Annotated in this window: 21 protein-coding genes; 15 read left to right on the forward strand and 6 right to left on the reverse strand. The window is 38.3% G+C overall.

Annotation, left to right across the window (positions count from 1 at the left end):
• Position 1 precedes the first annotated feature (1 nt).
• From BTO23_RS17750 to BTO23_RS17800, 11 genes are all read left to right on the forward strand, one after another.
• Positions 2-1,390 carry an O-antigen ligase family protein gene (locus BTO23_RS17750; RefSeq protein WP_105064191.1) on the forward strand — a complete coding sequence of 463 codons (1,389 nt, stop codon included), beginning with the start codon at positions 2-4 and terminating at the stop codon, positions 1,388-1,390.
• Between the two features lie 173 nt (positions 1,391-1,563).
• The gene (locus tag BTO23_RS17755) at positions 1,564-2,319 is read left to right on the forward strand and encodes an acyltransferase (protein WP_105064192.1); all 756 of its coding nucleotides are present in this window, start codon (positions 1,564-1,566) and stop codon (positions 2,317-2,319) included.
• Positions 2,309-3,460, forward strand: coding sequence for a glycosyltransferase (locus BTO23_RS17760; RefSeq protein WP_105064193.1), 1,152 nt, complete (start codon positions 2,309-2,311; stop codon positions 3,458-3,460). Before BTO23_RS17755 ends, BTO23_RS17760 begins: the two co-directional genes overlap by 11 nt.
• A complete protein-coding gene (locus tag BTO23_RS17765; RefSeq protein WP_061004017.1) occupies positions 3,457-4,965 on the forward strand; it encodes a GumC family protein in 1,509 nt (502 codons plus the stop codon). Before BTO23_RS17760 ends, BTO23_RS17765 begins: the two co-directional genes overlap by 4 nt.
• Before the next feature lie 167 nt (positions 4,966-5,132).
• Entirely contained in the window at positions 5,133-6,221 is a 1,089-nt protein-coding gene (locus tag BTO23_RS17770; protein ID WP_105064194.1) for a glycosyltransferase, read from the forward strand.
• A complete protein-coding gene (locus tag BTO23_RS17775; protein ID WP_060993162.1) occupies positions 6,218-7,402 on the forward strand; it encodes a glycosyltransferase family 2 protein in 1,185 nt (394 codons plus the stop codon). The genes BTO23_RS17770 and BTO23_RS17775 overlap by 4 nt, the downstream gene beginning before the upstream one ends.
• A gap of 15 nt (positions 7,403-7,417) precedes the next feature.
• Entirely contained in the window at positions 7,418-8,062 is a 645-nt protein-coding gene (locus BTO23_RS17780) for a sugar transferase (protein WP_060993161.1), read from the forward strand.
• Between the two features lie 148 nt (positions 8,063-8,210).
• On the forward strand, positions 8,211-10,103 hold the full coding sequence (locus BTO23_RS17785) for a sensor domain-containing phosphodiesterase (RefSeq protein WP_060993160.1): 1,893 nt from the start codon (positions 8,211-8,213) through the stop codon (positions 10,101-10,103).
• Between the two features lie 37 nt (positions 10,104-10,140).
• Positions 10,141-10,638: a hypothetical protein gene (locus BTO23_RS17790; RefSeq protein ID WP_105064195.1), complete on the forward strand. Its 498-nt coding sequence runs from the start codon at positions 10,141-10,143 to the stop codon at positions 10,636-10,638.
• 57 nt (positions 10,639-10,695) lie between these two features.
• Entirely contained in the window at positions 10,696-11,244 is a 549-nt protein-coding gene (locus BTO23_RS17795; protein WP_105064196.1) for a DUF1415 domain-containing protein, read from the forward strand.
• A 42-nt stretch (positions 11,245-11,286) separates the two neighbouring features.
• Positions 11,287-11,514, forward strand: coding sequence for a glutaredoxin family protein (locus BTO23_RS17800; protein ID WP_045104395.1), 228 nt, complete (start codon positions 11,287-11,289; stop codon positions 11,512-11,514).
• Positions 11,515-11,591: 77 nt separating this feature from the next.
• Here the strand turns inward: BTO23_RS17800 and BTO23_RS17805 are convergent, their stop codons facing one another.
• Both BTO23_RS17805 and BTO23_RS17810 read right to left on the reverse strand, forming a co-directional pair.
• Positions 11,592-12,029 (reverse strand): cytochrome b562, encoded by a 438-nt coding sequence (locus tag BTO23_RS17805; RefSeq protein WP_060993157.1) that lies wholly within the window; start codon positions 12,027-12,029, stop codon positions 11,592-11,594.
• A gap of 97 nt (positions 12,030-12,126) precedes the next feature.
• Positions 12,127-12,498 (reverse strand): YgiW/YdeI family stress tolerance OB fold protein, encoded by a 372-nt coding sequence (locus BTO23_RS17810; protein ID WP_060993156.1) that lies wholly within the window; start codon positions 12,496-12,498, stop codon positions 12,127-12,129.
• 406 nt (positions 12,499-12,904) lie between these two features.
• Between BTO23_RS17810 and BTO23_RS17815 the strand changes: the two genes are divergently transcribed.
• Entirely contained in the window at positions 12,905-13,156 is a 252-nt protein-coding gene (locus BTO23_RS17815) for a hypothetical protein (RefSeq protein WP_105064197.1), read from the forward strand.
• A gap of 101 nt (positions 13,157-13,257) precedes the next feature.
• On the opposite strand, the gene BTO23_RS17820 is transcribed toward BTO23_RS17815, so the two are convergent.
• Positions 13,258-14,193 (reverse strand): LysR family transcriptional regulator, encoded by a 936-nt coding sequence (locus tag BTO23_RS17820; protein WP_105064198.1) that lies wholly within the window; start codon positions 14,191-14,193, stop codon positions 13,258-13,260.
• A gap of 253 nt (positions 14,194-14,446) precedes the next feature.
• On the opposite strand from BTO23_RS17820, the gene BTO23_RS17825 reads away from it, so the two are divergent.
• A complete protein-coding gene (locus BTO23_RS17825; RefSeq protein WP_105064199.1) occupies positions 14,447-16,420 on the forward strand; it encodes an alkyl sulfatase dimerization domain-containing protein in 1,974 nt (657 codons plus the stop codon).
• A gap of 91 nt (positions 16,421-16,511) precedes the next feature.
• Entirely contained in the window at positions 16,512-16,997 is a 486-nt protein-coding gene (locus BTO23_RS17830; protein WP_105064200.1) for a hypothetical protein, read from the forward strand.
• Positions 16,998-17,062: 65 nt separating this feature from the next.
• On the opposite strand, the gene BTO23_RS17835 is transcribed toward BTO23_RS17830, so the two are convergent.
• Together BTO23_RS17835 and BTO23_RS17840 are read right to left on the reverse strand one after the other, a co-directional pair.
• A complete protein-coding gene (locus BTO23_RS17835) occupies positions 17,063-19,522 on the reverse strand; it encodes an ABC transporter permease (protein ID WP_105064201.1) in 2,460 nt (819 codons plus the stop codon).
• Positions 19,519-20,202: an ABC transporter ATP-binding protein gene (locus BTO23_RS17840; RefSeq protein WP_060993151.1), complete on the reverse strand. Its 684-nt coding sequence runs from the start codon at positions 20,200-20,202 to the stop codon at positions 19,519-19,521. Before BTO23_RS17840 ends, BTO23_RS17835 begins: the two co-directional genes overlap by 4 nt.
• Before the next feature lie 141 nt (positions 20,203-20,343).
• Here BTO23_RS17840 and tesA point away from each other — a divergent pair, with 141 nt between their 5' ends.
• A complete protein-coding gene (tesA, locus tag BTO23_RS17845) occupies positions 20,344-20,961 on the forward strand; it encodes a multifunctional acyl-CoA thioesterase I/protease I/lysophospholipase L1 (RefSeq protein ID WP_061028967.1) in 618 nt (205 codons plus the stop codon).
• Between the two features lie 73 nt (positions 20,962-21,034).
• Here tesA and BTO23_RS17850 read toward each other — a convergent pair whose 3' ends face one another.
• Positions 21,035-21,433 (reverse strand): MaoP family protein, encoded by a 399-nt coding sequence (locus BTO23_RS17850; protein WP_081091583.1) that lies wholly within the window; start codon positions 21,431-21,433, stop codon positions 21,035-21,037.
• Positions 21,434-21,493: the final 60 nt, after the last annotated feature.

Consider the following 21,493-nt stretch of genomic DNA (forward strand, 5'->3'; position numbering starts at 1 on the left):
GATGATTAAAAATGATACGCCACTTCAATCAAAACCCCTTCAATGGTTTACCGCTATTGTCTGTTCGTTATTAGCAGGGGTTTTATGGCGCTTATTTCCCCATCCCGCATTAATTATTGTATTAGGTATTTTACCTCTAGTTGTTCTTTATACGCTTAATCGTCCATTCTTGATGGTGTTGCTTTTTGTTATTTTCTCTTTCTTTAGAATCCATGAAGTATTTCCTCAACTGTATAGTTTAAAGATCCCCCTTTTACTTTCTCTTGGCTCTTTAGCCGCATTAAGCTGGCAAGTCGGGATCACGAAGAAAATTAAACTATTCTGGTGTAAAGAATTCACACTACTTACCTGCTTCATGCTGTTAATAATTATTGGTATTGTCTTTGCCAGTAATCGCCCTATTGCCATTGAATACTTCAAAGGGATTTATTGGAAAATAATACTCATGACATTCGCAATTGCTGTATTAGTGCGAAGCCCTCAGCAACTTTCATTTACATTAAAAGCCATTACTATTGCGGGCGTATTAGTGGGGCTCGTCGCTATTCAAAACAAACTTGGTGGTATTGGTTTGGTTGAAGGGACTCGTGTCACCATCGGCCGAGAATTTGGGTCCATGCTTGGTGATCCTAATGATCTCGCCCTAGTGTTGTTGTTTCCCACCTCTTTTGCCGTTGGGCTACTTGTTACTCATCAACTACCTTGGCATCAACGTATGCTTGGTTTTATTGCCATTCCGATTCTCTTCTGGGCAGTCATAGCTACCCAAAGCCGCGGTGGATTATTGGGTATGATCGCAGTATTCGGAATTTATGGACTACAACGCATTAAATCTAAGGCGCTCTTATTCTCTATTGCCATCATGGCAGGCTCAATCTTGTTTGTCGTTGCTGGCATATCCGATAGAGCTTCAGGTGGTGCAGCAGAGGCTGGTGTTGATGAATCAGCCATGGGCCGTCTGTATGCATGGGAAGCCGCCTTTAAAATGGCAATGACCCATCCATTAACAGGGGTTGGTTTAGATAACTTTTTTGCTAATTATTTTTATTACAGCCCTCATTGGGATGGATTAAATCACGCCGTTCACAGCACATGGTTTGGCGTACTAGCAGAAACAGGGGTACTTGGGTTTATTGTTTTTATTAGCTTAATTATTGTATTAATTAAAAATGCCAATAAAACCCTACGAGCGGTCAAGGCGGTACAAAATAATATTGATCCTGCTATCTATACCTGTGCTCAAGCAGTATTCGCAGGGTTAATTGGCACCATCGTTTCTGGCACCTTTTTAACCCAAGGATTCAATTGGCCTATTTATATTTTAGCTGCACTCGTAGTTGCAGTAAGTAAAACCAGTGAAATAGCATTAAATAAATTAGCTGACAAATGAAGCAATAAACAAGTGAACCCACCAAACTTATCGATTCCAAATCGATTCTCAAAATGAGAAATCTCACTAAAGTAAAAAACAGCCTAATCCAATCTATTGATAAATAAATAAAAAATAATTGGCACAATCCATGAAGTATTCATTGTATGCATTATCAAAAAAGGAATGCCACTATGAGTACCTTATCCGTTTATCGCTTAAAACAATGGTTAAAAGAAGGCGATAGTCCATTAGCTTCTGGTCTATTTCAAATAGCTAAATCGATTCGTTATTTTGAATTACCAATGCCTCGCTTCTTGAATCAAATCTTCTATGGATTACATCGAACCATTACGACTCAATGGCAGGCCTTCATTCATCTCGTTTTTTACGTTCCCGCTTTTAAAGGGCGTTTAAGTTCATACGGAAAACGAACGTTATTGTATGGGGGACTGCCTTTTTTTAGTGGTCCATTAACCATGAGCATTGGTGATGATTGCCGAATATCAGGTCAAACGACCTTTAGTGGACGAACTACTTCAGAAAACCCCACGCTAACCGTTGGAAATAATGTTGATATCAGTTGGCAAACAACAATTGCAGTTGGCAATAAAGTCGTTATTAGCGACAACGTTCGCATTGCTGGGCAAGGTTTTTTGTGCGGTTATCCAGGGCATCCAATTGACCCAACCGATCGCGCATTAGGTAAAGCTGATTTAAACAGTCAAGTCGGTGACATCGTTTTAGAAAAAGATGTTTGGCTTGGGTCTCGCGTGAGCATTATCGGTAATGTAACCGTAGGAGAAGGCACTATTGTCGCCTCAGGCAGTGTTGTTACCAAAAGCTTACCTCCATTTGTATTGGCTGGCGGTAATCCTGCAAAAGTAATCAAACAACTGGATATAACAAGCGCAGAAAGCATCAAAGAGGAGATCCATCATGAAGCATGATCTGATTGTTTTTGGCGAAGATTGGGGTGGTTTACCCTCTAGTACTCAACACTTGATTAAGCAGCTCTCTCTTACTAGAAAGATAATCTGGGTGAACTCCATTGGGTTACGTCAGCCAAACTGGTCATTGCATGACATTAAACGCGCTTGGAAAAAGCTAACGCAGCCTAAAACAAAAAAAGAAACAGAGTCAACGGCTAATGACTCTCCCTTTCAAGTGGTGAATTTAAAAACAATTCCAGCCCCAAAAAGACGATTTGCGCGTTGGATAGCAAAACAATTAATCGTAAAACAATTGAAACCACTGATAAAAAAAGCAGAATTAAAAAATCCAATCTTATGGACGTCATTACCAACAGTGGCAGATATTTGTGGCAGCTTAGGTGAATCTAGGATCATTTATTATTGTGGCGATGATTTTGGCGCTTTAGCAGGTGTCGACCATGATGTCGTCCTTGCTCATGAGGAAAGATTAGTAAAAAAATCAGACATTATTTTGGCTGCAAGCCCAGTACTGTGTGACAAATTCCCAAAAAACAAAGTGAAGTATCTACCTCATGGTGTTGATTTTATTCTCTTTAACCAACCGGTTTACAGAGCAAAAGACTTACCTAATGATGGACGTCCTATTGCCGGATTTTATGGCAGTTTATCGAAATGGCTTGATTATGAATTACTTAATCACGTTATTGAGGTTAACCCTGATTGGCACTTCATTTTTATTGGCCAAAACGAGTTGCCTTATAACCCTCTTGTTAAACGAGAAAATGTTCATATATTAGGGCCAAAGCCACACTATCAATTACCGCGCTATAGTCAACACTGGCAAGTGAGTTTATTACCCTTTGTAAAAAATGAGCAAATAAGATCCTGCAACCCACTAAAGCTACTTGAATACTTAGCGACAGGGACACCAATAATTAGCACTGATTTTCCAGCGCTAGCCCCTTATAAATCAGCAATTCACACTGTAAATTCAGTAAATGAATTCAATACAAGTTTAAATACCATTCAACAAAATTGGTTTAAACCTAATAAACTAGAACGCCATAAACAAATACAGCAACAAACAAAGCTAATTAAAGCGCACACATGGCAAGCCAAAGCTAAACAACTTGATTTTTGGTTGGAGGCCTTATGATTACATTAAGCCAACGTATTTTCATTATTATAGAGTCAGCGTGGCGTCGGCGTTATCTGATTGCGATACCTATCTTATTAATGCCAATAATAGGGTTAACAATTGGAAAGCTGACTCCTAAATATTACGACTCACATACAAGTATGTTGATTCAAGAGACGGCAAAAATGAATCCATTCCTTGAGGACTTAGCGGTTTCAACCATGTTGAAAGAACGTTTAAGTTCGTTACAAACCTTATTGCACAGCCGTCATATTTTAGGTTTGGTTGCCGAAGAAAGAGGGTATATACATGACTCGATGTCTCCTCAGGCTATTGATAATGCTGTGGCTCACTTATCTAATAACCTATCTGTCACTATGGCGGGTAAAGACCTTATTCGTATTGATTATCGTTCGACAGAACAAGAAGGAATGAAAGACACACTTGAAGCCGTCAGCCGACATTTTACAGAGCAATTACTCGCACCTGAGCGCTCATCAATGAAAGATTCAAGTCAGTTTTTAGCAGAAAATATTTCTTTTCGCCGCGAAGCGTTAGATATAGCAGAGGAAAAATTAGCTCAATTTAAAAGCAGAGAAAACACCATTCTACCTGAGATGCAAATCACCAGTTTGGATCGATTAACCAAACTAAAACAACGCCTATATGAACGTCAAGCTGAGTTAGCTGGGGCAAAAAAACGTCTCGGTTCAATTGATTTACAATTATCAAAAACCAACCCAGTAATTGGTAAAATAGAAGAACAAATCATTAGAATTCGTGGAGAACTGACCTTACTTCAAGCGAAGTACACTCCACAGCACAGTAAAGTTCAAGGTAAATTAAGAAACCTCAATCGATTAGAAGAAGAGCGTAATCGTCTACTTTCTCAAACTCAACCAAGTTTGAGCAGCGAACAACTGTGGGATATTGCCAGCAGCAATAGCGTAGAAGATTTAGCAAAAGCGCCACCAATCTTACTTTCTCAGCTTGAAGAATTACAAAAAGCGACCAGCAAAGTGGATGCGTTAACTGAAGAAACTAACGTACTAGAAAGCATGATAAAAGATCTTGAAATGCAAGCCGCTAATTTCGGAAAAAATGAAAAAGAGTTATTTCAATTACAGCGAGATTTAGCCTTAAAACGCCAACTATACACAGATCTAGTTGAGCGATTTGAGATGGCTAAATTAACCAGTTCTCTCGGTATTTTTGAACAAGATAAACGAGTAAAAATCATTGATAGACCTTATACGCCAAACAGTCCATCCAACTTACCTAACCTATTATTTATCATTGCCGGGTTATTTGGCGGGATTGGATTGGGAATTGGATTAGCGGTCATTGCCGAATTATGTGATACCACGATTCGAAGAAAAGATGAAATAGCCACATTGAATTCCGCGCCAATATTAAGTCGAATTCCAGTGCAAACAACAACTCATTTTACGAAAAATCGCACTAACCAAAGAACACCAAATAATACATACTCCACCCATCAATTATTTGATCAACATACCTAATTTATGCAGTTTTAATTTCATTCTCATTTTGAGAAAAAAAACCTTTCAAACGATAACCATCTAATTTAAAAGGAAATTAAAACTGGCACAAACCATGCAATCTACTAGTTATAGTGCAGAAAGGTAATTTAAGAGTAAACAGAAATATTATTATGAAGGAGCTAACCATGAAAACTATTGTTCACGTCGTTCAACATCTTGCACCTGGTGGGCTAGAAGCCATGGTTTTAGATATGTTGACGTTTACGAACCCTAAACACAACATCATGGTAGTGAGCTTAGATGGTACGTTAGATAGCGCACTCAATGGTTGGCCTAGATTAAAAGAATACCAACATCAGCTTATCTTTTTAAATAAACCAGCAGGGTTCTCATTATCAACCATTAGTCAGTTGCTAACCGTTTTTAAAGAATACAAGGTTGATGTAGTCCACTCTCATCACATTGGTCCTTTGCTTTATTCTGGTTTCGCTGCAATGTTAAACCGTAAGGTAAACCATGTTCATACCGAGCATGATGCTTGGCATTTAAATACAAAAAAACACCTCTACTTACAAAAATTGGCTCTTTCTTTATCTAAACCAAAATTGGTTGCAGATGCTAATTTTGTAAAAAACACCTTAAAAAATATTTTCCAAGAATACCCCATCCACACAATAAAAAATGGCATCGACCCTTATAAATTTACAACAGGAAACAAACATCAGGCCAGAAAAGAATTAGGTCTGCATTTGCCTAAAAACATAAAACTTATTGGTAATGCTGCTCGTTTAGAAGCAGTAAAAGGGCATCCAAATTTAATAGAGGCCATGATCTTTTTAAAAGATGATTACCACTTACTATTAGCGGGTTCGGGAACTCAAAAAGACTACTTACAGCATTTAACTCGCCAATATAAATTAGAAGACAGAGTCCATTTTCTTGGTCACATTGAGCAAATGCCAACTTTCTATCAATCACTGGATATTTTTTGTCTTCCATCGAATAACGAAGGCTTCCCACTTTCAACCTTAGAAGCTCAATCTTGTGGAATACCTTGTGTCGCACACAACGTCGGAGGTGTTTCTGAAACCTTGTGCCCAACATCAAGTAAATTAGTGAATAATAACCTTCCATTATCACTCGCAACAGCAATAGAAGAACTAACAAACCAACAAATACAAGATAATCCAAGAACATTTATCTTAAATCACAACGATGCTAAATCCATGGCAAGCGCCTATGAGAACCTATATTTTTCAGGAGTATCTATATGAATACTGTCCTTATCATCCTTACCTCTCTTAGTATTTTTGCTGTGGTTTACCATCATGCGCTGTATCCGATGTTTTTACGTTGGTTTTCAGCACGACACCCACAACACAGCGTAGATGTCACACCAAGAGGCTTTCATCAATCAAAGCTTGATCGCACCTTACCGACAATCACCATGATTATTCCAGCGTATAATGAACAAGAATGGATAGCGGATAAAATTCGTAACCTGTCTTGCCTTGATTACCCTTCAAACAAGCTATCAATAATTATTGCCAGTGATGGATGTACAGATAAAACGCTTGAGATTGCCTATAACACCATTCAAGAAGCTGTGTGTTCTGATGTGCATATTGAAGTTCATGACTTTGAGCACAACCAAGGGAAAGTGGCACTGCTTAATCAATTAATCCCTCAATACAGCAGCGATATCATTGCCCTAAGTGACGTATCAGCCTTACTTTCATATGATGCCTTACTTATCGCAGCAAAACACTTTGAAAACCCAAATGTCGGCGTCGTGAACCCGACATATCACCTGCTTGATCCGAGCTCAGAGGGTGAGAAAAAATACTGGGAATACCAAACTAAAATCAAGCAACAAGAATCAACCCTTGGCTCTAGCTTAGGTTCTCATGGCGCTTTCTACTTATTCAGACAAGAATTATTTACCCCATTAGATAAAGACGCCATTAATGATGACTTTATCTTACCAATGAAAATAGTAGAACAAGGCTATCAAGCCATTTATGAGCCAAGCATTAAAGCTTTAGAATTAGAACACGTAATGCAAGATGAAGATTTCACTCGACGTCTAAGAATATCAGCAGGGAACCTGCAACAATTGCTGCGCTTATTTCCACTACTAAACCCAAAATACAAAGGCACTGCATTTACTTTTTTCTCTGGAAAAGGGCTAAGGTTAACCATGCCTTATTTCATGATTTTCGCTTATATCGGTTCTATTTTTCTTCTATCAAATCCCATTTTCTTAGTTGCATTTATCGGACAAACCTTAGGTTATGGTATTGGATTAATGGGGTTTCTTTTCCCTACCTTATTCTCAAATAAATATTGCCAAACGTTAACCTACTTAGTCACAGGACACACCGCAAACTTATTAGGTGGACTTAACTACCTATTTAATAAACCCACCTCTTTTTGGCATCGTGCGCACAAATGATTAAGGAAGCATATTATGATGGATTCTTATTACACTATTAATCAACCAATCATTAGAGCAAAGCGTATTTTCGACATTTGCCTATCACTCATTGGTTTATTGCTCACTTTACCTTTGTTTCCTTTCATTGCATTAGCGATTAAGCTCAATTCAAAGGGGCCAATATTCTATCGTCAATTACGCGTTGGAAAGGCAATGCCAGAGCAAGTTCAGGTTTTTGAAATGATTAAATTTAGAAGCATGGTACAAGATGCAGAAGTAGCAACAGGAGCAACGTTAGCAACCAAAGGCGATACTCGAGTCACTCTTGTTGGTCGCTTTTTACGAAAAACCCGTTTAGATGAATTGCCACAGTTTTTCAATGTTCTAAAAGGGGACATGTCGCTAGTTGGCCCAAGACCAGAAAGACCAACTTTCTATAATAAATTGGAACGAGAAATCCCTTACTTTAGTGAGCGCACTTATGGTGTATTACCAGGGATCACCGGACTTGCTCAAATCAACCAAGGTTACGATACCTGTATTGATGATGTTCGTTCAAAAGTAGGGTTTGATCATAGCTATGCATTGTCATTAAGATCCATATCGAGTTGGTTAAAGTCTGACATCTCTATTTTGTTGATGACAATAAAAGTAATGCTTTTTGCTCGAGGACAATAGCCAGCATATTCTTACACCAACAGATACAACCACTTACTTTATAAATAGTAAGACATCACAGTATTACAAATGAGACGAATGCGGAGTATATTTACCTGCTAGTATGACAATATGTGTAAATTTTTTGCTGGTTACTAGGTGCCTTAATATGCAGAAGTCGCTAACGTCTTCGATTATCATTCCTGAAAAAATACAACAAGATTGGCAGAACATGCTTAATGTACTTGCCGATCTTGCGAAGGTGCCTGCTGCTCTTGTTATGCGTATTGATGAAGATAATATGGAAGTTTTCTCATCCAGTTCATCTAATGGAAACCCTTATATTGAGGGGCATAAAGAACCGCTAAATCAGAATTTGTATTGCGAACACGTTGTTAAACACCGCCACCAATTAATCGTTCCAAATGCATTAAAAGATTCAAAATGGAAAGACAGCCCTGATGCCTCTCTTAATATGATTGCATATTGTGGCCTACCTTTATTTTGGCCAGATAACACACCATTTGGCACGGTTTGTCTTCTTGATAATAAAGAAAACACATTCAGCCAAACTTATCAGCAACTATTAAAAACATACCAACAATCTATTGAAGCACAGCTTAGTATCCTATTTCAGCATTCCGAGTTACTAAAAAACCATCAAAGACTACAACAAGAAATCGCAAAAAATAATAAACACATAAATGAAATAAACACAAAATTAGCCAATGAAATCGATTCTCGACGAGCTGCAGAGCAAAAAGTTGAATACCATAAAAATCATGATGTTGGCACCGGATTCTTAAACCCAATCGCTCTCTATCGCCACATGGATAAATTGATAAACACAAATCAGCAGTTTGTTTTATTGCATATCCATTTTGCAAATAGTCGAAAAATTCAACAAGAACATGGACATTCCGTCTTTGACCTTCTATTGACTCAATATCGCTCCAAATTAACCAAAATAACCGATACCTCCGTCACTGGCCGCTTAGACTCCTCCGACATTTTACTCATCGTCCATGCTGATAAAGAAAAACTGCCTCAACTCTGTCATCATCTTTCCGAAATTGGACAAGCCAGTTTCTCAAATAATAATGAAACCATACACCTACAAAGCTATATTGGCGGAGTGCATTCTAAAGACGATGCCTCTCGCACTGAATTATTACAATGTGCTTATAATACAGTGGTTGAATGCCAAAATTTAGGTAAAACATTTACCATTTCAGATCGTTCTCTACCAATCAAATCAACCCTCTCTGAGCACAGAATTGAAGGTTATTTATTAGAAGCTGTACGTAACAATGATCTATTTCTAAGCTATCAACCAAAAGTATGCCCTTATACAAAACGTTGGTTAGGCTGCGAAGCTCTACTACGTTGGGACCATCCTCACTTAGGCTCGATTTCTAATGATGTATTAATTCAATTAGCCGAACGAAATGGACTTATATACGAATTAGGTAATTTTGCACTTAGAAGCGCAGTACAACAAACCTCTGAATGGGTGTTACATTCACCAAGCTTTGTTACTGCCGTCAATATCTCTGCCGTGCAATTAAAAGACCCATATTTTGTTCAACACATTCAACAACTACTAGAACTCTATAACCTCCCAGCTAAAAATTTAGAGTTAGAAGTCACTGAAAGCGGATTAATTGCAGATGAAGCACTCGCCATTGATACCTTAACTCAACTACACCAAATGGGAATATCCATTGCGCTTGATGATTTTGGCACCGGCTATGCGTCTTTCCAATATTTGAAAAAATACCCATTCGATACGTTAAAAATAGACAAGAGCTTTATTGATAACATTGAACATAATTCTGCCGATCAAAACATCGTGTGTGCCATGATTAATATTGCTAAAAAGCTACAACTAAAAGTCGTCGTAGAGGGGGTTGAGAACATGAACCAAGAACGTTTTGTTAGCCGTGAAGGGGTTGATATTATTCAAGGCTATCTCTACTCAAAACCGATTACCTCAGACAAACTTGAGGAAGGGTTATTTAATCAATCTTCAATTGGAAGCCCCTATTTTCAATTTATGTAGGTAGAATGGTAAAGGGTTTATTAAGAATGGTTAAGATATGCAGTTACTCGCAGACAAAAATGGCGAACAATTTTTACAAGTTCATGAACAAGACCAAGATCGTGTCACCGTTCAATTCATGGACACGTTTGAGCAACTAAAAGGTAAACCGTTCAGCGACTCTCTTGCTGGTTTATTATTAGTGGGATGGACGTACCGCAGTACCTCCACAGCTATTGGTTTATCAAAATTTAGACAAGGTATTACCGAAGATTTAGAAGTCAGCTTTGCGCTTCATCAACGCTTTCCTCTTGGACGAAAAGTTAAACTCCCTTCTGGTGTCATCGCAACCATTGCTAGCTATGCAAATACCCATTCTGATGGTTATTACCTTTATGTTCGTGTAGAAGAAAGAATCGAGCGTCATTTACTCACACCTAATTGGAAAATTCTGCCTTCAGAAGAACTACTACGCTTACCTTATTATCCAAAACCATTAACACAACAAGAATTGAATACAATTTCAGAGTTTGATTCGTGGGCTGGTGGTTTCTAAACTCAATGATAATCTGTTATTCTTGCCAAAAATATTGTACATAAAAATGAAGTCAGCATGAATATTCAAAAAATAGAACAAGAAGTTCGACAATGGTTAGAAGATGTGGTTATCGGCCTTAATCTTTGTCCATTTGCGGCTAAACCAAACCGTAATAAACAAATCAAAATTTTTGTATCAGAAGCAACAACAGAAGAAACTCTGCTTGAGGACGTTCTGCAAGAGTTAATGAACCTAGATTCTAAAACTGCAGAAGAGTTAGAAACAACTTTAGTTGCCATTCCAAACATGCTGCAAGATTTTATGGATTACAATTTCTTCTTGGATTGGGTTGATGCGTTAATCAAACAGCAAGACTGGGAAGGCACGTTCCAAATTGCAACGTTCCACCCTGATTATTGTTTTGGCGGTGCTGAACCAGAAGACGATGAGAATCTAACCAATCGCTCTCCATATCCAGTACTTCACCTTATTCGTGAAGAGAGCATGGAAAAAGTGCTAAAACACTACCCAAATCCTGAAGCAATTCCAGACACAAACATTGCTCGTGTTGAAGCTTTAACGTCTGAAGAGCGCCGTAAGTTATTCCCTTACTTGTTTGTATAAACTACGCTAGTTGTATAGCCCAATTTAATTTGAGAGAACCCTATGAAACGTGTTGTTTTATATGTCGCTGATAAATGCCCACACTGTAAAGATGCGCAGCGCTATCTTGATTCTAAAAAAATTGCATACAGATTAACCAATGCAAAAATGCAACGAGGTCGCAAGGAATTACAAGCCATGGGTGCTCGTTCTATCCCCGTTCTTAAGATTGGTGATCAAGTGATGGTTGGTTGGAATCAGAAGAATTTCGATAAGATGTATAATAGTTAATCACTCTATCTCACAGAATAGTAAATAACAAAAATGGAGCCTAATTGGCTCCATTTTTATATCTCACTAAATTGCGACTACCCAAATATTTTACTCCAAATACTTGGGTTACGTTTCTTATGATACTCGACTCGTAGCTCATCAATTTGAGCAAGCGTATCTTGCGCCTTCTCTAAATCGCCCGCATTTAAGTCAGCCTTGATTAACTCAACAGACGCTGAAAGTTTATTAAAGCCTTCTTGATACATTACTTGTTTCTCTGGGGTGTACTCCCCTTGTTTCAAATAATCAATTAAGGCTTCTAACTTCAATACGGATTGAGTCATTTCTTCGACAGAATTTGCACGCTCACTTAGCTTAAATTCTAATCTCATTTCTTTCATCGCTGCTTTTGTATCAACAGGAGTACTGATTAAGGTTGATGTTGTCCCAATCGCATCTGTAGATTCATTCGTAGTATTTGCAGCAACGCCAGCAGAAAAAGTCAGGGCTAACGTTAAAAATAGAGTTCTCATAGTAATCCTTTAAATAAACGAGATGGGCAGTGTAATGTATTGCCTCTCATACTCACAGGATTAATATGTTTTAATACCATAACGAGCTATATTTTTATCAATCAACAGTGATGCTATCTACGTAAATAAGGTAATTATCTTCTTTATTTACTTCGCCTTTAAGCGTCACTTTATCATTTGGTTTTACTTGTGAGCTTGGCATCTTATCACCATCAATTTTGACATTTAATGTTCCTGTATCATCCTTAAATACATACACTTCTTTGCCTAAAGGCTCGACTAAATACCCTGTCAGTAAGATAGGAGTGTCCTCTATGACAGCACTAGCATTCAATACAGATTCTACTGTATTTATCCCATCAACAGGCTTTGAAAATTCATCCTGATAATTCGCTGTTTGATCATTAGCTGATGCTAGAGTAGATGAACATGCTAATATAAGTGTGAATAAAATATTTCTCATTTTCATAATTAAATACCTTTAATATTATATATGTAAAATTAAAACCACATTAACATTTGTAACTCAACTTAATATCATTATTAAAAATGAGTTATAAATATATAGTGATCTAATAACCTCAATTTTTCACATTACTCTTAGTTTAATCCCATATCAACTATTTATTTATTCTTACTAACCGTAGACTATTTACAGTAAAAAACACTATTTCATTAACCTACTTTAAATAACAAGATTGATATGTATGATGTTTCTATTATTCAAATAAAACAATATTGAAACCTTAGATAACCATAGTTTAACCCATTGATATACAACAACCTTAAAGCCTAATCCTCAGTAAATATTTATACTTTTCATTTTAAAAATTAAGGAGTAGAGTCAGATCAACATTTTTATCGAGAATAAAAAAATGACATCAGAAGACAAATCATTATTAGATCAAGTATTAGAGTTAGAAGGTAAAGATTTAACCAAGCTAACAAAACAAGAAAAAGAGGTATTTGATAAATTTGAGTCCAAAGCTCATGAATTTGGCTTAACCATTGAAGTTGCTACAGAAGCACCTATTGATAATATTAAACAAGGAACATCATCTTACACGGTTAACCAAATTAAAAATCACTTCCCAAATCAAATCATTATTAAAAGAATTTTAGATTAAAGTTGAATAACATTCATAATTTATCTTTTGTTATTAATGTCACATTAATAATATGGCATTAATAACATCAGAATAAATATATGATAAAGAAAGATGATTGCTTATTTTTTATAATCTACATCCATCATCTTAGATACATTATCTTTCACTGTTGATATCAACTCATTTCTAAACCATTTATGGCTTGGATCGTGTTTTAGTTTTTTTAACCAAATTAGATAATTAGAAATCTGTTTTGATTCAAAAGGCGGTTTAAGAACCTGAAGTTGTAAATGCTCTTCAAACTGCAATGCCATTGAAAGTGGCACAGCGGTAAGATAATCAGTCTGACTACATAACAGCATGTTACTGAACATTGAGCGTCCATGGTAAGCGACTTTACGCTTGGTGATGTCTATCGAAGTATAATGACCAAGTGTATACATTTGGTTTCTTGTTCGCTCTAAAACGGCGTGTGTTTCATACATATATTGAGAGATACTCAATATATCTTTAATTCTTGGATGCCCTTTGCGACACACAATCACAAACTCACCATCAAAAAGGTGGGTGGATTCTATATTAGGGTGAGTTGGTGGGACAATATCGATCATCACATCAAACTTTTGAGTCAACAATCCATCGTACATGGTTTCATCGTTGTCTGATTGCTCAAACAATTCTAATGAGATGTTCTTTTTTGGTCGATCAGCAAAGGTTCTAAGCAATATCCATTGAAGGTGCTCTGGCGCTGTCATAACAAAATTTCGAACTGAAGTATTAGGGTCAAACTCACCAAAGCCTTGAAACACGCCATTAAGCTGTTGAATAGGCCCTTGGATCTCTGCATACAAACTGGTGGAATAAGACGTTGGCACCACGCCACGCCCGCTACGTACAAATAACTCTTGCCCTACTTCTGCTTTTAATCTCCCCAATGCAGTACTTATCGTTGATTGATTGGTATTAAGGTGATCTGCGGCCTTACTTAAACTGCCTTGTTCCATCACGGCAGCAAATACCGCTAATAAATTAAAATTTGGAATATCATTAGGCATAAATGCTCATCTTCACTGTATTCACATCACCTAAGTAATTTACCGTAAAGCGATCATATAGGTGAACTCTATTCTTACTTATTGAGATACTCACCACATTAAATCCACCTAAAGTTAGCACTATAATCAAAGCAACCTATCGTAAAAGCGATGAATTGAATTCGGATTAGCCCCTATGTTGCCCCTTCTTAAGTAACTAAAATTAATCACAAGAAATTACTTCACAGTCTAAAAATATAAGAAGGTCGTAACCATGACTAATACATTTAAAAAACTGACTCTACCTATCGCAATCGCAGGTGCTTTATTCACATCTAGTGTAATTGCAACACCAGTAACAGAAGCCACTTCTACTGTGGGTCAATCACTGCAAACGAGCTCTGCGGCTCAATACCAAAATATTGATCTTGATGCTCGTTATAAAAGTGAAGTGCTGTTTGAGCATAAATCAAACCTGTTCTGGGGTAAGGGTGAGCGCATTAAAGTATTGTCTAAGACCGGTGACTCTCTTGCTTTTACCGAAGAATCAGAACACGTACACCCAATCCTGACAAAGCATGGTCGTAAAATGGACCAAGCAATTATTCAAGTCGATGACAACGTGTTCTTAGGTTATGGTTTTGGCCTTGATACACCAGTAATGATTGAGGGTGATGATGGTATTATTATTGTTGATCCTGGCGAATCTGTGCAAAGGGCGGAGTCGGTGCGTGATCAATTTCGTAAGATCACCGATAAGCCAGTAAAAGCAATCATCTATTCTCATAACCATATTGACCATATCTCAGGTGTTCGAGCTTGGACTACCGATGCTGAAGTCGCTTCAGGTGAAGTGAAGATCATCGCGCAAGAAGGCTTAACTGAAGCAGTTGCAAACTGGTCTTCTAACTTAGGTACATTATTTGGTCATCGAACCTCTTACACGGGCGCAAAACATGTGGAAGAAGGTGAACATGGCACAGTAAACGATGGTCTTGGTCCTCGCTTCATGCAAGGTGATATCTCTTTCATCGAACCAAATATGCTGATTGAAGCGAATGGCACGCTAGACATCACTATCTCAGGCGTACATATGCAAATCGTAAACGTACCGTCGGAAACAAAAGATGAAGTGGTTGTTTATCTTCCTGAGCAAAAGATCCTACACGCAGCAGAAGTACTGCAAGGTGAGAACTTCCCCAACCTACATACGATTCGTGGTACTAAATTCCGTGACCCATCAATGTGGTTCAAAGGCATTGATACCATGCGCCAGTTTGATACTGAAATAATGATTAACTCACACGGTCGCCCTGTTGAAGGCAAAGAAGCCGTTGCTAATGTTCTGACCTCTTATCGTGATGCGATTCAATATACGCATGACCAAACAATTCGTTATATGAACAAAGGACTTACTCCTGATGAATTGGTTGAAGTGGTTAAGCTACCTAAGCACTTAGCTGAACACCCTTGGCTAGGTGAGCACTACGGTACTGTTGCTCACGCAGTTCGTCAGATTTATGTTGGCTACAATGGCTTCTTTGAAGCAGACCCTTGGCAGTTAGAACCCATGGCTTATGAGCAACGTGCAAAAGCGTTTGTTGAGATCATGGGCGGTCGTGACAACATCATGAAAACAGCAAAAGCAGCAATAAAAGCAGAGAACTATACCTTTGCTGCAGAGATCCTATCTTACCCAATCACGATAAACAAAGATGATATGGAAGCTCGCAAACTAAAAGCGGTGGCTTATAAAGCGTGGGCAGAAGATCAAGTGAACATTAACTGGAGAAACTGGGCGTTAAACTCAGCCGCTGAGCTTGAAGGCACTCGTGATTTCTCTAACATGATCAGCTTCGCTTCTGTGGATGTATTAACGGCATTACCAAGTAAGCAAATCTTCGACATGATGACTTCAACCCTTATCGCAGAAAATACACTGAATGTAGAAATGGCATTAACGTACAATTTCTCCGATACCAATGAGTCATTTACCATCGAGATCCGCAATGGTATTGCTCAACTGCACGAAACGGCATTAGAGAACGCTGATATACAAATTAACACCTCTCGTGAAGTGTTAAACCAAATATTAATGTCAGGTCCTAACGCTCAGCAAATCATTGGTAAGCACTTACAATCTGGTGACTTTAGTTTCTCAAATGGCAGTTTGCCTGATTTTGGTCTTTTCATGAGCTACTTTGATAAAGCAATGAGTCCTGAAGACATTATGCTGATTGTTCGCTAGGCACCATCAATCTCATAAGCAATGAATAGAAAGGAGTCGAATTGCGGCTCCTTTATTTTTTCTTTGATTATTATTGGGGAAGCTCACCACTATGATTAAAAAATTGACCTTATTGTTAACGCTTGTTTCATCACTCAGCTTTGCTTGTGGTTTGCATCAAGACACAGGATTCAGCTTAATTACTGAACCTGGTTCATTAGAAGTATTTGAAAGCATCATAGAAACTAGAAGAAATAACACACTCAACAACAGTAATAAGCCCGACCATTTTCAACTATTTACCATAAAATCTACCTTAGCTAAACCCAATGAGCACCAAATCAACTTCAGCCTCTTTGAAGCCATTAAAGGGCATTACAGTAAAGTAACGTTAGATAATGGGGTAAATATAACAGGCAGAGATACTTTACCAAAAAAAGACGAATTATTAGTTATTACAGAACTTGATGTACTGGACGCGCTTGCAACAAAAGCAATGACATGGAATGAAGTGAAAGAAAATAACTTGCTGATTATTAATGGTAATAAAACTGAAATCGCACAGTTAGAGCATTGGTTTAGCACTTTACATAAATAAAAACCCACTTATCCAATTTGAATAAATGGGTTTTGTTATTTAATAAAACTAACGCTAATAATGCGTTATTTTAATGGTTTCAATAACTGTTTTATTACACTGACCAAGCTCATAAATACAATCATCATGGCGAGTAATGGCAGCACAATCCACATGCTTATGTGCAATGTAGGTTCTAGTTTAAAACCCCATTTCACTAAGCTAAATACGATGGCTTCTGCACCCATCACTGCAACAAAGCCTGCGGCTAATGCCATTACCCCGTATTCACTCCATAGTGTCTGACTAATACGCTGTCGGCTTGCACCAAGGGTTCGATAAAGGGTTATTTCTCGTTGGCGCTGATACAAACTCAACCGAAGCAAAGTGAATATCAACAGCACACCACTCACTACACCTAAGCCTGCTAATACACTTAACGACCATGTGATTTGAGCAAGCATAGCTTGGATTTTTCCACCCATGGTTCTAAAATCCAATAAACTCACGGTTGGGTAATCACGAGCCAATTGATTCAATAAGGTATTTTCGTTGTCATCTACTTTAAAACTCACTAACCAAGTGGCTGGTAAATCGGCAATCACATCCGGCGTGAAGATAAAATAGAAGTTCGGTTTCATGCTCTGCCAGTCAACAATTCGAATCGAATTAACTACCGCAGAAAAAGACTGACTATTCACAGAAAAACTCAATGTATCGCCAATCTGAATGCCCAAATCATTAGCAACATCTTGCTCCACCGAAACCCCATTAGAGGCACTCCACTGCCCAGAAACTACTTCATTGTGGACAGGTAAAGCATCACGCCATGTAAAGTTAATTTCACGACGTAGCGCATCTGAGCCTTGCCCCTCTCCTTTCATTTTCTCTTTGGTGCTTTCACCATTAATTTCAGTTAAGCGACCACGAACAATTGGATAGCCTTCCGATCGATCTAATTTCTCATTATCTAATTTTTGTAAATACTCTTGTTGTTCATAAGGGGCAATGTTCATCGCAAAAACATTGGGAGCATCTGGCGGAAGCGTTTGTTGCCAATCTCCCAACAGATCGGTTCTTACTAACCAAATCACAGCAACTAGCATCAACGAACCAGAGAGTGCAGCTAATTGCATCATGCTGTTTTTTGGAGAACGCTTAATACGGCTAAGCGCTAGGGTCATCGCTGCACCCCATTTAAAGCGTCCAAACAGATGCACTAAACCGTAGCTAACACCGGCAAGTAGAACAAACAGTACCACTAAGCCAACCGATACCATCCAGACTAGGCTGTTATTGCCGTACATAAATAAGAAAGCGACTACTGGCACCGCAATTAGCCACAAGCCTTTTTTAGAAGGTGCGGTCATTTGAGATTGAAGTACCGCTATCGCAGGAGTGTCCAATAAGCGCAATAATGGAATACCCAACGCAGGTAAACCAATAAACAGCGCAACAACAGAACCAAACGCAAACGGCTGCCAACCATAGCTTGGTAGGTTTTCAGGTAAAATTCCGGCTAATGGGATACGTAATAACAGCTCTAATCCTAGGCCAATAAGAGAGCCTGCAACCACCCCAGTAAAGAACATCAAACCCACTTGGCTTAATAACCAACGTTTCAGCCATTGCTTACTTGCACCCATGCTTTTTAACATCGCAACCGTATTAGCACGGCTAGTTGCGTAATGCTGACAGGTTAACACCAAGGTGACCGATGCCATTAATATCACCATCAAAATAGTCAGCGATAAATATTGTTTGGCTTTTTGCATTAAATCGGCGGTTCGACCTTGGGTTTCTTCGCTTATCCAACGCTCTCCAGCTTGCAGTTCATAATCACTTTGCAGTAACGATATAGCACTGTCATCGCCTTTAAATAAGGTTCGATATTGCACTCTACTACCCAGTTGAATCGCACCAGTTTTATCTAAATCAGACTGATGAATAAACACACTCGGCATGGTTCTAAATGGGTTAAACGCTAATTCAGGTTCAGATTCAATCACACCACTGATTGGTAATTCAGCGTCACCAATGGCAATGACATCACCGATATTTAACTCTAATAACGATAAGAGGCGATCGGCGATCCACACTTCACCTTGTTGAACATGAGTGTGTATTTCATTGTTCACCCCATTTAATAAAAGCTCACCGCGAAGTGGGTAATTACTTTCTACCGATTTTACACTGACCAATTGCATACCAGTGTCGCTGAATGCCATAGTTTGAAAACGCACTTGAGAAGATAAAACTAAATGTTGGTCATGCGCTTGTTGCAAAATAAACTCAGGGGTTGGATTGGCAGAGCGAAACACAAGATCGGCAGCCATCATGGATCGGCCTTGATCTGTCATGACTTTCTCGACTCGGATAGCCAAGGCAGATAAAGCCACCACACAAGCCACTATCAAGGTTAATGCTGCCATTACAGGCCACAACTGACCTTGCCATATCTCTCGCCAACTCCAACGTAATATCATTCTTTTTCCAGACGATTTATTATCTTCTGATGTATTTGGCCTCAATGCTTTTTTATTCATCCTCCTTTCACCTCTTCATTAATCTGTCCTGCATTAATAGTAAGTGTGCGCTCACATCGCTGTGCAAGCTTAGGGTCATGAGTGATAAGCACCAAGGTTGTGCCGTGTTTTTGGTTCATCTCAAACAAAAGTTCAATGATGTGCTCTGCAGTAGATTGATCTAGATTTCCTGTTGGTTCATCTGCAAACAAAATACGCGGTTGAGTCATAAACGCGCGGGCTAGTGCCACTCGCTGTTGCTCGCCACCCGAGAGTTGTGAAGGAAGGTGCGTTTCACGTCCCGATAGGCCTACAGAATCTAACAGCTGTTTTGCCTTTTGAATATCTTCACCCTCTCCTCGCAAAATCGCAGGTAAAGTGACATTTTCGAGCGCAGTTAATGACGGGATAAGAAGGAAACTCTGAAAAACAAAACCAATGGATTCACTGCGAATTTGAGCACGAGCTTCATCATCTAATTGAGATAAACTTTGCCCTAACAATTCAATATCTCCAGAAGTCGGGATATCTAACCCTGCTAGTAAAGTCATTAATGTCGACTTACCCGCGCCAGATGTACCAACAATCGCCACACTTTGGCCTGATTGCACCTCAAAAGAGATGTCTTTTAAAATGGTTAGTTCAGCATCATTTGAGATCACTGATTTCCCTACTGAACTCACTTTTATGGCTGCTGTCATCGTCATTTCCTTTTGATATTATTTTTATGCTATTACGCGTATTGTATACGCAAGTACCAGTTAATCAGCAATTTCATTTACACTTCTTTAACTATTTGTTTCTGGTATTCTATCGGTATTACTTATTTTATAAGGTTGAACATGCGTAAATTACTTACTCTTATTATTGTGGTTCTTAGCAGCCAGTTATTCATAATAAAAAATGCTTACAGCCAAACCTTATTGATCCTTGGTGATAGTTTAAGTGCCGGTTACAACATGCCAATAGAGCAAAGTTGGCCTTCACTGCTGCCTCTACAACTAGAGAAGCTAGGTAAAGTAACTGAGGTAATTAATGGCAGTATTTCTGGGGATACAACAGGTAATGGGCTAAATCGCCTGCCAACCTTACTGTCTCAGCACAAACCAAGTTATGTATTAATTGAGTTAGGTGCAAATGATGGATTACGTGGCTTTCCACCACAAAAAATTAACGCCAATTTAGAAAAAATGTTTGCTCAGATTAAAATAGCTAACGCTCAACCTTTGCTAATGCAAATTCAAGTACCACCTAATTATGGAAAACGTTACAGCCAAGCATTTGGTTCACTTTATCCAAAATTAAGTGAAAAGCATGACATCCCTTTACTGCCTTTTTTCTTAGAAGAAGTGATCGTAAAACCAGAATGGATAATGAAAGATGGCTTGCATCCAAAGCCAGAAGCTCAACCTTGGATTGCTGAATTTATGGCAAAAGAGTTAGTGCCTTACTTAAAGTAGGTAAAAAATAAATTCAATAAAAAAGCCGGATAATCATTATCCGGCTTTTTATTTAATATTAGAGGTAGATCACCTAATCAAGATCATCTGATGATGAATCGCTGTGATCATCAGAGCTGTCATCTGATGAACGTTGAGTACCACACAACGTATAGTACTTAGGTTTAAAGTTAATCTTGTTTTGATACTTTAACCAACACTGAGCAAATTCTGAAATCGCAGCAGGCTGATGCTGTATTTGCTCAACAAATCTTTGTTCAGCCTCTGATTCTGGCATCATTATTCCATTTAATAATGATTGCATTGTTCGACCGTAGGTTTCTAAAATCAACGCTTCGCGGATTGTGAAACCACTGCGACTAAAACCTCTTTTGAAGTTTTTGTCATCGTAAAATTTAGTAAGAGTTCGCATTGATGCTTCTTCGTGACCACAAAAAAGGTATATGTAATTCAGAGTGAGTCCGTTGTACAACAAAAAATATTAGCGCTTTCAATTAAAATATTTTATTGTTGGCAATACCACCATCAAAGA

The organism is Aliivibrio sifiae (genome assembly GCF_002954715.1).
Taxonomy (GTDB): Bacteria; Pseudomonadota; Gammaproteobacteria; order Enterobacterales; family Vibrionaceae; genus Aliivibrio; species Aliivibrio sifiae.

What these genes read in the sequence shown, in the direction of transcription:
- BTO23_RS17750 (WP_105064191.1), top strand. Translation starts at nt 2, where the DNA reads ATGATTAAAAATGATACGCCACTTCAATCAAAACCCCTTCAATGGTTT.
- BTO23_RS17755 (WP_105064192.1), top strand. Translation starts at nt 1,564, where the DNA reads ATGAGTACCTTATCCGTTTATCGCTTAAAACAATGGTTAAAAGAAGGC.
- BTO23_RS17760 (WP_105064193.1), top strand. Translation starts at nt 2,309, where the DNA reads ATGAAGCATGATCTGATTGTTTTTGGCGAAGATTGGGGTGGTTTACCC.
- BTO23_RS17765 (WP_061004017.1), top strand. Translation starts at nt 3,457, where the DNA reads ATGATTACATTAAGCCAACGTATTTTCATTATTATAGAGTCAGCGTGG.
- BTO23_RS17770 (WP_105064194.1), top strand. Translation starts at nt 5,133, where the DNA reads ATGAAAACTATTGTTCACGTCGTTCAACATCTTGCACCTGGTGGGCTA.
- BTO23_RS17775 (WP_060993162.1), top strand. Translation starts at nt 6,218, where the DNA reads ATGAATACTGTCCTTATCATCCTTACCTCTCTTAGTATTTTTGCTGTG.
- BTO23_RS17780 (WP_060993161.1), top strand. Translation starts at nt 7,418, where the DNA reads ATGATGGATTCTTATTACACTATTAATCAACCAATCATTAGAGCAAAG.
- BTO23_RS17785 (WP_060993160.1), top strand. Translation starts at nt 8,211, where the DNA reads ATGCAGAAGTCGCTAACGTCTTCGATTATCATTCCTGAAAAAATACAA.
- BTO23_RS17790 (WP_105064195.1), top strand. Translation starts at nt 10,141, where the DNA reads ATGCAGTTACTCGCAGACAAAAATGGCGAACAATTTTTACAAGTTCAT.
- BTO23_RS17795 (WP_105064196.1), top strand. Translation starts at nt 10,696, where the DNA reads ATGAATATTCAAAAAATAGAACAAGAAGTTCGACAATGGTTAGAAGAT.
- BTO23_RS17800 (WP_045104395.1), top strand. Translation starts at nt 11,287, where the DNA reads ATGAAACGTGTTGTTTTATATGTCGCTGATAAATGCCCACACTGTAAA.
- BTO23_RS17805 (WP_060993157.1), bottom strand. Translation starts at nt 12,029, where the DNA reads ATGAGAACTCTATTTTTAACGTTAGCCCTGACTTTTTCTGCTGGCGTT.
- BTO23_RS17810 (WP_060993156.1), bottom strand. Translation starts at nt 12,498, where the DNA reads ATGAAAATGAGAAATATTTTATTCACACTTATATTAGCATGTTCATCT.
- BTO23_RS17815 (WP_105064197.1), top strand. Translation starts at nt 12,905, where the DNA reads ATGACATCAGAAGACAAATCATTATTAGATCAAGTATTAGAGTTAGAA.
- BTO23_RS17820 (WP_105064198.1), bottom strand. Translation starts at nt 14,193, where the DNA reads ATGCCTAATGATATTCCAAATTTTAATTTATTAGCGGTATTTGCTGCC.
- BTO23_RS17825 (WP_105064199.1), top strand. Translation starts at nt 14,447, where the DNA reads ATGACTAATACATTTAAAAAACTGACTCTACCTATCGCAATCGCAGGT.
- BTO23_RS17830 (WP_105064200.1), top strand. Translation starts at nt 16,512, where the DNA reads ATGATTAAAAAATTGACCTTATTGTTAACGCTTGTTTCATCACTCAGC.
- BTO23_RS17835 (WP_105064201.1), bottom strand. Translation starts at nt 19,522, where the DNA reads ATGAATAAAAAAGCATTGAGGCCAAATACATCAGAAGATAATAAATCG.
- BTO23_RS17840 (WP_060993151.1), bottom strand. Translation starts at nt 20,202, where the DNA reads ATGACAGCAGCCATAAAAGTGAGTTCAGTAGGGAAATCAGTGATCTCA.
- tesA (WP_061028967.1), top strand. Translation starts at nt 20,344, where the DNA reads ATGCGTAAATTACTTACTCTTATTATTGTGGTTCTTAGCAGCCAGTTA.